General features: G+C 58.6%; 9 protein-coding genes. 5 read left to right on the top strand and 4 right to left on the bottom strand.

From position 1 onward, the window contains the following. Window positions 1–15 precede the first annotated feature (15 nt). From AEP_RS16660 to AEP_RS16650, 3 genes are all read left to right on the top strand, one after another. Window positions 16–888 (top strand): MurR/RpiR family transcriptional regulator, encoded by an 873-nt coding sequence (locus AEP_RS16660; RefSeq protein ID WP_087496425.1) that lies wholly within the window; start codon window positions 16–18, stop codon window positions 886–888. 48 nt (window positions 889–936) lie between these two features. Beyond that, complete coding sequence (gene iolG, locus AEP_RS16655) at window positions 937–1932, top strand: inositol 2-dehydrogenase (RefSeq protein WP_087496424.1); 996 nt, start codon at window positions 937–939, stop codon at window positions 1930–1932. Window positions 1933–2077: 145 nt separating this feature from the next. Next, window positions 2078–4855: a DUF3857 domain-containing protein gene (locus tag AEP_RS16650; protein WP_087496423.1), complete on the top strand. Its 2778-nt coding sequence runs from the start codon at window positions 2078–2080 to the stop codon at window positions 4853–4855. On the opposite strand, the gene AEP_RS16645 is transcribed toward AEP_RS16650, so the two are convergent. Both AEP_RS16645 and AEP_RS16640 read right to left on the bottom strand, forming a co-directional pair. Then, a complete protein-coding gene (locus tag AEP_RS16645) occupies window positions 4848–5219 on the bottom strand; it encodes a response regulator (RefSeq protein WP_087496422.1) in 372 nt (123 codons plus the stop codon). The two genes, AEP_RS16650 and AEP_RS16645, sit on opposite strands and share 8 nt — an antisense overlap. A 45-nt stretch (window positions 5220–5264) precedes the next feature. Then, window positions 5265–6224, bottom strand: coding sequence for a chemotaxis protein CheX (locus AEP_RS16640; protein WP_087496421.1), 960 nt, complete (start codon window positions 6222–6224; stop codon window positions 5265–5267). A gap of 158 nt (window positions 6225–6382) precedes the next feature. On the opposite strand from AEP_RS16640, the gene AEP_RS16635 reads away from it, so the two are divergent. Next, a complete protein-coding gene (locus AEP_RS16635; protein ID WP_087496420.1) occupies window positions 6383–7018 on the top strand; it encodes a hypothetical protein in 636 nt (211 codons plus the stop codon). Window positions 7019–7085: 67 nt separating this feature from the next. Here the strand turns inward: AEP_RS16635 and AEP_RS21155 are convergent, their stop codons facing one another. Continuing rightward, window positions 7086–7763, bottom strand: coding sequence for a PEP-CTERM sorting domain-containing protein (locus AEP_RS21155; protein ID WP_232459856.1), 678 nt, complete (start codon window positions 7761–7763; stop codon window positions 7086–7088). A 161-nt stretch (window positions 7764–7924) separates the two neighbouring features. Next, window positions 7925–11368: an error-prone DNA polymerase gene (locus tag AEP_RS21150; RefSeq protein WP_232459855.1), complete on the bottom strand. Its 3444-nt coding sequence runs from the start codon at window positions 11366–11368 to the stop codon at window positions 7925–7927. Between the two features lie 526 nt (window positions 11369–11894). Between AEP_RS21150 and AEP_RS16620 the strand changes: the two genes are divergently transcribed. After that, window positions 11895–12383, top strand: coding sequence for a YegJ family protein (locus tag AEP_RS16620; protein WP_087496419.1), 489 nt, complete (start codon window positions 11895–11897; stop codon window positions 12381–12383). Window positions 12384–12839 lie beyond the last annotated feature (456 nt).

Genomic DNA, 12839 nt, shown 5'->3' with positions numbered 1-12839 from the left:
AATTACCGACAGCACATGAGCCCCACCACCCCCACCGCCCCCGATAGCGAAGAAGCTCTGATCGCAGCGATTGCGGCAGGCTACGAGGGCTTGAGCCGGCAGCTCAAGCAGATCGGCACGTACGTGGAGCAGCACCGTGGTCAGCTGGGCATTCAGTCCATCCAACAGGTGGCGGAGCAGTGCGAGGTGCAGCCCAGCGCGGTGATCCGGTTTGCCAAGCACTTCGGGTTTACCGGCTTTACCGAAATGCAAAAGCTGTTCCGGGACGGGCTGGCGCGCCATATCTCCCCCAGCCGGGATTACCAGTCGCGCATCCGCAATGCCATTGAGTCCGGTGCCAAAGACCTCACGGGTGCTGACATCGTGCACGCCGTCATTGGCGGCGGGATTGCCGGAATGGAAGAGCTGCAAAGCAGCTTGCAGGAGCCCTCGTTTGAGGAAGCGGTGGACCTGCTGTTCCATGCAGACACGGTGTGGCTGATGGCCTCGCGCCGCTCGTTTGCCATCTCCACCTACTTGGCCTATGCCCTGCAGCACACCGACAAGCGGGTGCAGCACATCACCGCCCTGGGCAACATGCAGGATGGGCAGCTGCGCGGCCTGCGGCCCGGGGATGTGATGGTGGCCATTTCATTCGCACCTTATGCGGCGGAGACCGAAAGCATCGTGGCGGACGCCCACGCGCGCGGCGCCCGCATCATTTGCATTACCGACAGCAGCCTGAGCCCCATGGCGCGGTTTGCACAAACCTCGATCCTGGTGAATGAAACCAGCGTCTTCGGATTCCGCGCGCTGACCAACACCATGGCCGTCGTGCAAAGCCTGTTCATGGCATTGGCCTACCGGCTGGAGCTGCAGTACGAACCCACCCGTCCGCGCGCAAGCTGAGCTGCGCGCGTTTTTGTTTTTTCCCTCCACTTACACCCAGACCACACCATGAAAAAAGTTGCTCTCTTCGGTGCCGGCCGTATCGGCCGCATCCACGCCGCCAACCTCGCCGCCATGCCCGGCATTGAACTCACTGCGGTGAGTGACCCGATGGCTGCCAACGCGGCCTCGCTCGCCCAGGAACACGGCGCACGCGTTGACAGCGTGGAAGCCATCTTTGCGGACAAGTCGATTGACGCGGTCGTCATCGGCAGCCCCACCACTACGCACAGCGACCTGATCACCCGCGCGGCCCAGGCGGGCAAGCACATTTTTTGTGAAAAGCCTGTGGACCTGTCTGCCGAGCGCGCACGTGCTTGTGCGGCTGTGGTGGCCCAAGCCGGTGTAGCTTGCATGATCGGTTTCCAGCGCCGCTTTGACCCCACCTTCAATGAAGCCAAGACCCGCCTAGACCGTGGCGACATCGGCAACCCCGAAATGCTGGTGATCACCAGCCGCGACCCCGGCGCGCCACCCGTGGAATACATCCAGCAGTCTGGCGGCATCTTCCGCGACATGCTGATTCACGACTTCGACGTGTTCCGCTGGATTTTGTGCGGCGATGGCGACAAGGCCGCTTGGCTGAGCGCTACCGGCTCCTGCCTGACTGACCCCGCCATCGGCAAGGCCGGCGACTTTGATTGCACTGCAGTGACCATCAAGACCGTTAAGGGCCGCCTGTGCCAGATCAACACCACCCGCCGCGCCGCCTACGGTTACGACCAGCGCTTTGAAGTGATCGGCTCCCAAGGCATGCTGCAATGCGGCAACCACAAGCCCAGCGAAGTAACGCAGGCCACCGCCCAAGGCACCTCCCAAGACAACCCCGAAGCTTTCTTCCTGCAGCGCTACGCCGCGGCTTACCGCCTGGAGATTGAGCACTTCTTCACCCAGCTGCAAAACGGTGGCAGCTTCCGCACCTCGGTGCAAGACGGTGTCGATGCGCAGATTCTGGCGGACGCAGCTGCAGAGAGCGCTGCCAGCAACCGCATCATTACGTTCTGACAATGAAGGAACCTTTCACCACACGCAAGCTGTGGTGAAAGGTTCGTCGCGTGATAGACAGCGGCAAGGGTCTCTCCCTACATACAAGCCCTTTACGTGGCGAAAACCTTTGCTAGCATCCTGACCCAAATAAAAGGGGGGCTGTGTGCGAGGTTTATTCATTCGTTTCGTAGGCGTGTTTCTCGCCTTTTTTGTCCTTGCACTGGCGCTCCCCCATACGTCCCGGGCACAGGACTTGGACAGGGCCAACAAACTCAGTACTGGGCCGGAGCCGGAATGGGTCGAGGCCCGAGAGGCAGTGCCGGCCTCTGTGGTACCTGTCCCCCCAGGCATTGCGACATTGGGCGCATACATCGAATATTGGGGAAGCGAAATTCTGGCCAGCGGCTCCAGATCGGTGACGTATGAACGCCGCATCACTAGGATCCAGCAAACATCTGCGCTAACCGATGTAGGTGTTTTCCGCCTGGACTATTCGCCGGATTACCAATCGGTAAAGATTCACCGGATTGACCTGATCCGGGGCGGCCAGAGAATCCCGGTCCTCAAATCCATGACCTTCCGCGTCTCCAAGGTGGAAAGCGGGCTTGAGCGGCTGATGTTGAGTGGTAAGTCTGCAGCCATAGGCCAAATCCCAGATGCGCGTGCAGGTGATGTGATCGATGTCGCCTACTCGGTGACAGGCCAGAACCCCGTGTTTGGAGAACATTTTGTTGCCAATGTGAATTGGAACCATCCGCAGTACGTGCACAAGCGCCAAGTGCGTCTACTACACAGCCCGGAAATCAAAATTGCCAGCCAATTCATGGGGCCGCAATTCAAAGAGGCACCGTCCAACGGAAGTGTTTTCGGTGGCCGGTACAAGGAGCAGGTCTTTACCCAGACCCAAGTACTGCCCGCCTTTTACGACAACAAACTACCGAAAGACTACTCTCCGTTTCTGATTCTCCAACTGAGTTCCATGGGAAGTTGGTACGACGTGCACCAGTGGGCCGCGGAGCTCTTCAGGACGGAACCGGCCTCCCCAGCAATCAACTCTCTGGCGAAAGCATTGTCTGCTGGCGTCTCGCAAAAGCAGGCGATCGCCAAAGCTGCCAAGTTTGTCCAAGACGATATTCGCTACTTTTCTGTCTCAATCAGCGAGAACACTCACCGGCCACAGCAACCCGACGTAACACTGGAACGGCGTTTTGGTGATTGCAAAGACAAGGCGCTTTTGTTGGTCACGCTGCTGCGCGCGATGGGTGTCCGGGCCAATCCGGTACTGGTATCCGATTCCATGGGAAGACGCATTTTGGGAAGCCTGCCAACACCATTGGCATTCGATCATGCCGTGGTACAGGTGGTGTACAGCGACCGCTCGGAGCAAATGATTGATGCCACGCTCAATGCCGAGGATTTGCCCCTGGAACACCAAAGCGTAAAGCTGCAACGCAGCGTCGGTCTGGTTATCCAGCGTGATGCTCCCTATTACGTTCACCTCAAGGCCCTGGGCTACAGCCAAGCCAACCTGCAACTCAGCATTCTGGAATCCGTCAAGGTAGGTGGACTAGACAAAGAGTCCACCACAACCATCTCCACCCGTCTCCAAGGAGCTTTGGCGGAGATTACCCGTCAGTCACAAAAACAGCAGCCCGAGTCAACCCGTCTGCAGTTCCTGACCGACAACTACCTGCAACGGTACCCGAGCGCACGCAAGCGCAACGGGTTTCCGGTCAGCAAAGACATTCAGGCCTTGAACCAGTTTGAAATTGAAGAGGCCTACACCATTGAACGATTATTGAGTCGGGACAACACCAGCGGAATCTGGTTCGCGCGCTTCAACGCGCAACAGTTGCTCGGTGCGCTGAGTCAGGGCGGTTTGGACAAAGACCGATGGCTACCCCTAGGCCTGCCGATGCCTGGCTCCATCCAGACGTACAGGGTGGAAGTTGAGTTTCCGCCGGAAATCCAAGGACAAGACGACCCCATCGAAGACAAGATGGACACCCCTTTTTTCCAACTCAACACTTTCCGCAGCTTTCGGGGCAACGTCTTCACATTTCAAGCGGACCTGAAGGTAACGGCGGACGAAATTCTTCCCGGAGGCATGGCGGACTTCGTCAAGGCCTACCAGGATGCCCAGAAAAAGTTGACAGACATCGTGATCGTTAGAGAAGACAACGTGTCGGCCAGCGTCAACAGCCGGGAAAACTATCGCGACCAGGCGGAAGCCAATCGCAAGAGGGCCATCGTAGCGGCAAGCAAAATCATTGAAACCGGAAAGATCGCAGATGAAGACATGGCAGAGGTCTATCTGCAACGAGCCGCTGCGTACATGGACCTGGGTCAGATGCCGGAGGCCGAGGCTGACATCACCCAGGCCGTGCGACGCAGCCCGAACCTGGGGATTGTGTTCCAAGTTCGAGCCACTTGGAACATGCGGAACAAGCGTTTACAAGCAGCAGAGAGCGATCTGAACAAGGCCATCGGAATGGGTAGTGAGCCAAGTTCAGCTTATTTGCGACGAGGCCAAGTCCGCTATGTTTCCGGAAACTACGCAGGAGCGTTAAGAGACTTCGAACAGGCGGAAAAATCTTCAGAAAGTGGCCTGAACAACGGCTTCATGCGGGTCTGGCAAGCACTCGCCCGAAAGCAGCTTGGATTGCCCGGCAATACTGATGTGACACAGGCTGGTTGGCCGAATCCCTTGCTCAAGGTGATATCGGGCATTGAGTCTCCTCAGGCCATGCTCCAAAAAATCGAAGCGACAAAATCACGCGAAGAGCGCACGCTCAACCTGTGCGAAGCTTACTTTTATCTGGCGCTGTGGTCTCAGACATCGGGCCGCGAAGGGGACTATCGTCGCTATCTGCAGAAAACCCTGGACACAGGCGTCATTCATTTCATGGAATACGAACTCGCCACGGTGCTGCTTAAGTAATTCCGCAGAACTTCTTGAAGGGCCCTAGTACCGCATCACCGCGGAAGGGCTTGACGATCCACCCGGTCACACCGATGGTGCGGCCACGCTCGCGCATGACCGGATTGTCCTCGGTGGTGAGCATGATGATGTGCACTGACTTGTTGCCAAGCTCATTACGGATTTTGTCGGCCATGGCCAAGCCGTCCATGTTGGGCATGTTGATATCACTGACCACAAGCTTGATGCCGGGGTCTGCTTTCAGCTGAACCAAACCATCGCGACCATCCGTGGCAAGTGCCACATCAAAACCGTGTTTGTTTAAGTAGCCGGAAACGATTTCCCGCATCGTGCTGGAATCGTCCACCACCAGAACATTCGCCATCTCTACCCTCTTCCCATCCGCACCGAAGTTGACGCTTTGAGTTGCTTAAAACAGATCCAGTTCACCGGCATCGCTGGAGCTTGACGCTGCATATTCTGCGAATTGCTCGGGTGACCAATGGAGGTTGAATATAAACCGCTGCACGATCACCAGCGGCTGGCCACCGCGCCGACCGGATTCCGACAGCGAATAGCGAATACACAGCTGCGGATCGGGCGACCCGAAAGAGATGTATTTGTGCGCATGGTTGATCACGATCGGCACCTGGGCCAGCTGCGTGGCAGTACCTACAGGGGCAATGTAGCGGTTTTTGAAAGCACCCCAGATCAGGTTGGTGGTTTCGCCCAGCATGTTGTTGAGATCGCGAAAGTTGAGCTCCCCCCCCACCCCCTCGTAGCTGAAGCCCTTGAGCATGCCCTGGCGCAGTGCACTTTCTTCGGTTTGCAACATCATGTAGCCGCGGCACCAGGTGCTCTCGATCGGGATGATGGTGGACACTTCGCCATGGATGATGCGGTCGTGCACTACATAAGGTGGTTCGGCCGTCACGTTGGCGTTCGGGAACATGGAGCGCATGGAAGTCAGCGTCAGATCCACGATGCCTTCTACCAGAGCAGTGGGGTAGCGCAGGCTGAATATCGATCGCTCCACGCCGGCGCGCAATTGCTCAACGTCGCCGGTGCTCCATGGGTAGCGGATGAATTCACGGTACAGCGCATCCAGGTCTCCGCTGGCGGTACGACGGAGAAAGATGGGCAGCTCAGGCCGCAAGCGGTGAATGGACTCAGCCAAGTGCAGCGCGTCACGGTTACCGCAAGGCAGGTCTTCGGCCAGCAGTACACCAGCCAGGTCCTTGTGCTGCTCCAGGCATGTAAGCGCATCGTGCGAGGTACGCAACAAGGGCATCAGGCCCACGGAATCGCAAAAATCGGTAAGCACTTTGCACTGCTGGGCATCGTGCTCCAGCAGCAACACCTTGGCCTCCAGGTGGGTGGTATCAGTCATCGCGCAGACCTCGCAGAATGGGTATGGCTCCCTGTGGACATCCTACACCGGCAGCGTTAAGACGGACGCGAAAGAAATACGGTTTGTCGCCTTGAAACACATGGGGACTTTGCCGATAGACATTGCCTGAATTGGCGTGATTTCACTAGCATTCGCCCATGTTCCAGCTCACCCCATATCGCGCCATGCTTTTCATTGATATGTCGTCCAAAAAGCTGCTACCTGCCATCGCCATGGCTGTCTCAGCGATGCTTATGCCCCTGGCTGCACAAGCCGATGAATCAGACTGGAGCATCGGCGTCTATGCGGGCAAATATCACGATGCGGAGCCCGCCGGTGCACTGGCAGGTCGTGCGAACTATGCAGAGCACTACATGCTGGCCGTGACCGGTAGCAAAACGCTGTGGAGACATAGCGAATGGCCGATTGCCATTGAACTTGACGGCATGCTGGGGCAGCAAGCCGGCATCGCCAACCTGACTGAGATTGCAGTGGCACCCGCCCTGCGTTGGAGCGGACTGCCCTGGCGCGACACCTTGCGCACCGACATTCGCCTAGCGCCCTTGGGACTGTCCTACACCAGCCAAGTCGGTCCCATGGAAGCCGGGCCGGATGGAAGAGGGAGCCGTACGTTGAACTACCTGTTTGTAGAAGCCGCGTTTTCGCGCCCTCAATCCAAAGACAGTGAGTTCTTTGTGCGCTTGCACCACCGCTGCGCCATATACGACCTGTTGAACAACTATGGCGCCAATGGTGAGGATTTCTTGAGCTTCGGCTTCAGGCGCAAGTTCTAGCGTCCTTTGCACACCACAAGGCCGGCCGTATCTTGGCGAGGCAGCCGACCTGAAGTGGATCAAAAGCTCAGGAAGTCGCGGTTTCGCTACCCTTCTGACCTTTGTTACGGCGGCGTGCAATCGCGCCCATCAGGCCCAAACCAGCCAACAACATGGCATAGGTTTCTGGCTCCGGTACGGCTGCAGCGGGAGCGTAGCCTTGTGCGTTGTCGCCTATGCCGTCCAACAGGCCGAAATTACCCTCCTTGAACGATCTGGCATTGGTGCGGATGATCTGCGTGAAACTAGTGGTACCTGGGTTGATTTTGGAATTACCGTTTGGCACAAAAGTAAAGCCAATCACACCGAAACCGCTACGATCAGCGAAATCTGAGCGCTCTGTACCCTTAAGGAAGATGCCGAATGCAGCGTCCGTTTGGTAAACATTGACGGCCGTAGCACCTAAGCTACGGAAGTCGGAGGCTGAGAAGCGATCGACTCCATTGTCGGACGAGATGTCGTTACTGTATTGGTAATAGAAATCCAGTCCCGTGCCTGTGTCATAAACCGCCGCACGCGCAAATCCGTTGTAAGAAGCATTGCTGATGGGCGTGGTGAAGTTCGCAAGTAGTGTGCCCCCAAAAAATGTAGCGGAGTAATCCACACTGGTGGTGGGAGTGTTGACGGCAAGTATGCTCGCTTGTGCCATGCCGAAGGCGCCCAGCAGGGAAAGAGCGAATGCGCTGCGTTTGATATTCAAAATCATAAAAACTCCTTGAGTGGATGAACCTGGTAGGGTCACGCACAAGGCAGTTCGTACATGACCCGAACGCAGGTTAAAAGTCGCTTCACTCGAGCTCTGTGCGCTTTGGCACATTGCATCCGAATGACTAAACCACGCAATGAACTGGATGTGGCCGGACTCAATCAATGAAAGTCCCGACTCGTCGTCGCCAGCTCCCCCAGCAGGTGCGTCATGTCCACCACACGCTTGGCAATCACATGGCGGACTTGGCCGCCGGTGGCCTCATCGCGCTGCCATACGCCGTAGACCGCCATCAGCCGGGCGCGGTAGACCGCGTCACGGAACTGCTCTTTCACCGCTTTCCAGACGATGATGTTCACGCTGCCCGTCTCGTCCTCCAGCGTCACAAACACCACGCCTTTGGCGGTGCCCGGTTGCTGGCGCGCGGTGACAATGCCGCAAGCGCGCACCAGCCGGCCGCTGGGGTAGTCACGCATCTGAGCGGCCGTGAGCAGCTTCTGTTTTGATAGCTGCTCGCGCAATAGTTGCAAGGGGTGGGAGCGTAAAGTGAGACCGGTGGCCGCGTAGTCAAAGGTCACTTCTTCACCCTCGTCGGCCGGAGGCAGCTCCAACACATCCTCTTCAATCGGCACGCCCTGCAGCAGTGCGGGCGCGGAGCGCAGGGCGGAGGCGTCCCACACCTGCTGGCGACGATGGCCGCTGAGGCTGATGAGGGCATCGGCACTGGCCAGCGCTTTGAGGTCACCTGCATCGAGGGCGCAGCGCAGAGCCAGATCCTGGGTGCTGGTGAACGAGCATTTTTCGCGCGCAGCGCAGATGCGCTCGACCACTTCTTTCTGCAAGCCACTCACCATGCGCAGCCCTAGGCGGATGGCAGGTTGGGCTTGCAGTGCCCATCCATTTGCGGCAGGGTGCTGCACTTGCGGCTGCTCCAGCGTGCAGTCCCACGCGCTGTGCAGCACATCGACCACACGCACTTCCACGCCATGGCGGCGGGCGTCTTGCACCAGTTGCGCCGGGCCGTAAAAGCCCAGCGGCTGGCTGTTGAGCATGGCCGCCAGAAAGCAAGCCGGCTCATGCCGCTTAAGCCAGCAGCTCACGTAGACCAGCAGCGCAAAGCTGGCCGCGTGACTCTCGGGGAAGCCGTATTCACCAAAGCCCTCAATTTGCTTGAACAGCGTGTCAGCAAACTCCTGCGTGTAGCCGTTTTTGAGCATGCCACCCACCAGCCGATCGTAGAACTTGCCCACGCCACCCTTGCGCTTCCAGGCGGCCATGGAGCGGCGCAGCTGGTCGGCCTCGCCCGCCGTGAAGTCGGCCGCCGCCATGGCGATCTGCATCACCTGCTCCTGAAAAATCGGCACGCCAAGGGTTCGCTTCAACGCCTCTTCCAAGCCGGGCGACGCGTAGGTCACAGCCTGCGGGTTGGCACGCGCCTTGAGGTAGGGGTGCACCATGCCCCCCTGAATCGGCCCTGGCCGCACGATGGCCACCTCGACGACCAGGTCGTAAAAGCACTTTGGCTTCAGGCGCGGCAGCATGCTCATTTGCGCGCGGCTCTCGATCTGGAACACGCCCACCGTGTCGGCCTGGCAAATCATGGCGTAGGTGGCGGGGTCTTCGGCAGGCACGTCCTGCATGCGCAAAGGCGCGCCACGCCACTGGCCGATCAGGTGCAGGCAACGGCGTATGGCGCTGAGCATGCCCAGGGCCAGCACATCCACTTTCAAGAGGCCCACCGCGTCCAGATCATCCTTGTCCCACTGGATGACAGAGCGGTCCGGCATAGACGCGTTTTCCACTGGCACCAGCCGGGTCAGCGGACCTTGCGTGAGCACAAAGCCGCCTACGTGTTGGCTGAGGTGGCGGGGAAAATTTTGTAGCTGCGTGGCCAGATCAAGCCAGAGTTGCAGGCGGCGCAAAGGCGGCAGGGGCGAACCGTCCACCAACAGGCCGCAAGCGGCAACGCCACCTGAGGGAGCCAGAGCGGCAGGGCGTTCAGCGTAGGTCAAGGAGGAGCCCGCAACGCGGGCGGGGGACACGGAGCTGGGCGCCCTGCCGCTCTGGCTCCCGTGCCCCACGCTGCCCGCCGGAGGTTGATCATCAAAACAACCCCCAGCGCTTATGAAATCTGCGCCACCAGCTACTTTTTCGATAGCAGCCTGCAGCCGTTCCACCAGTACAGCACGGCTGTACATGCCCGGATGCTCCTTGGCCATGGCCGTAATCAGCACCTCCGGGATATCCAGCGCCCGCCCCACATCGCGCAGCGCGCTGCGTGGCCGGTAGCTGGCCACCACGGCCGTAATGGCGGCACGCTCGCGGCCATATTTGGCGTAGATGTACTGGATGACCTCTTCGCGCCGCTGATGCTCGAAGTCCACATCAATATCGGGCGGCTCGTCGCGCTCCTTGGAGATGAAGCGCTCAAACAGCACGTTCATACGGCTGGGGTCCACCTCGGTCACGCCCAGGCAGTAGCAGACCGCAGAGTTCGCCGCCGAGCCCCGCCCTTGGCACAAGATGCCGCGCGCCCGCGCAAAGCGCACAAGGTCGTACACGGTGAGGAAGTACATCTCGTACTGCATGTCGGCAATCAGGGCCAGCTCATGCTCCACCTGCGTGCGCACGTGGGGCGGCATACCCGCCGGGTAACGCTCCAAGGCGCCCTCTTCGGTGTACTGGCGCAAGGTCTGCGCCGGGGTGTGGCCGGGCAGCACGGCCTCCATGGGGTACTGGTAACGCAGCGCATCCAGTGTGAAGCTGCAGCGCCCCGCCACCACCAGCGTGTGGGCCAACTCGTCGGGGGTGAATAGGGCCGCGAGCCGGGCGCGACTGCGCAGGTGGTGCTCGGCATTGGCCTGCAGCGCAAACCCGCACTGCGCCACCGACAGGCCGCAGCGCACGGCGGTCAGCACATCGTGTAGCGGCTTGCGCGAGCGGGTGTGCATGCGCACCTGCCCGGTAGCAAGTGGGGCCAGCCCGCTCACCGCCGCAATCTGCTGCCAGTGCGCCCGCTCCAAAGCTTGCATGCCGCCCAGACCCGCAGTGACCGCCAGCCAAGAATTGATGCCAAAAAGGCCTCTAGCGCTCATCGCTATTGCGCAAGCAGCTTCTGTTTTGATAGCAAGGGGCAAATGCAACAGCACCTCGCAATGCCGCAGCGTGTGCCAGGGAGATGCCTCCGGCTGCCCCAACCAGGCGACCCGGTAGTCGCCCTTGGGCGCCGCCATGCGCGCGCGGGTGATGAACTCGCACAGGTTGCCCCAGCCCTGCAGGTTGTGCGGCAACACCACCACGGTGAAGCTGGCCCCCGCCGCCACACCACCCGGCGCAGCCGGGTAAGGCACCGCAAACTCCGACCCCGGCAGCAGCTGCATGCCCAGACGCTGCGCCTCGCCATGCGCGCGCACCACCCCGGCCACCGAACACTCGTCGGTGATGGCCAGCGCCACATACCCGAGCCGGTGCGCCCGCTCCACCAACTCTTCCGGCTGCGAGGCACCGCGCTGGAAGCTGAAATTGGAGAGGCAATGCAACTCGGCATAGGCCGGCGGCGTGGTGGCTACCGGCGGATGGGGCTTGATGGGCTTGGGGTATTGCATTTAAACTGTATAAAAATACAGTATATCTAGATATGCGTTTTGTTTCCTATGCGTAGTTACTCGAGCGCCAGACAGACCGCACCCGTTCCACTTCTGAGCGCCACACATCCTCATAGGCTCTAGCGAAGTGTGAAACGCGTGCCACGCACTTATCGACGACTGCACACTGGTGAGCCAACAACGTCAGTGCGTTTGAGCGCGTGCAGGGACTCAGGCTAAAGAATTGGATCGAGTGAGGAGGTAAGCTCGATTTCCGCAATGCGGCTAAGGTCACTTTTAAGAAAAACACCCGATTGGGGGATGTTCAAGCTGGCTCCGAGACGCAAAAATCGTGAAATCACTGGCTCGTTCCATTCCTTACAAAATGGGTGGTTTGCCAGAATTTTTATAGCTGTACAAAGGCACATGAATACATCGGAGATTGAGTATGCAAAAGGCTTTCCAGCGCAATTTGCATCCAGTTTATGCCGCAGCTTCCGGAATATCCCGCAGGTTTTGAGGCGTACATTACGTTAGGTCTCGTTCTATGCGCCTGCCCCTACCACTCACTGTCTTTGTCGTACTGGCTTTCGCCTCGCAACTGGGCATCACACAGCAGCGTGACGAAAACGAAATAGTTTTCGTTGGGGAAAGGGATCCCGAAATGGTCGCTGCTATTCGCCAAGCCCGTGCTGGACTTGACGAGTTCTTGAAGCTCGCCGAGAAGCCACCGACTGGTGTTTCAGACCTGAAACTAAAAGTGATGGTGAGCGACCAAAATGGCACGGAGCATTTCTGGGTTTCGCCGTTTCAATCGGTAGGGGACAAGTTCGAGGGAACTCTAGCGAACGAGCCAAGAGTTGTTCGTTCGGTGCGAAATGGCCAGCTTATCGCTTTCACGCGCGGGGAAATATCTGATTGGGGCTACGTAAGAAACGGGCGCCAGGTTGGCAGCTTTACTGTTTGTGTCCTATTGCGAAAAGTCCCTAAAGAACAGGCGGAGTACTACAGGAAAAATCATGGCTTCGATTGCTAAACCTAAGTGGTCGCTCGGCGGGGACACGCCACAGCAGGCTACCGCTTCACGGCTCGTGTAGCCGTGCCCGGCAGCTCCAACGTTAGGCAACCACAATCTATGAGCCGCTTGGAAAATGTTAGATCATGGTATCGCTGGGGCCATTGGCTTGATACCCCGCAGGGAATATGCGTTTTGCTATCTGTTCCGGTTTGCTGGCTCGCGGCTGTCTTGGCTTTTGCATGGCCGGTTGAAACAAGACCTTTGTTTTTGTCCGATGGTCCTGTACTTTTTCTTTTCACGCCGCTACTGGCGTATCTCTATTTCCTTAGATTTGGTCAGCTTGGGGAGAAGCAGTTTTCTTCATCTGTCCTCACTACAGTAGTCGTTCTCGCTGTAATCGGCATTCCTTTTTACGTCCCGTATTTGCGTAGTCATGTTGCCTAACCCGGCGCTCAACCCCGTTCGCTTCGCTAT

The sequence above is a fragment of the Curvibacter sp. AEP1-3 genome, assembly GCF_002163715.1.
GTDB lineage: Bacteria > Pseudomonadota > Gammaproteobacteria > Burkholderiales > Burkholderiaceae_C > Allorhodoferax.
This window is presented reverse-complemented; position numbering and strand designations above follow the sequence as displayed.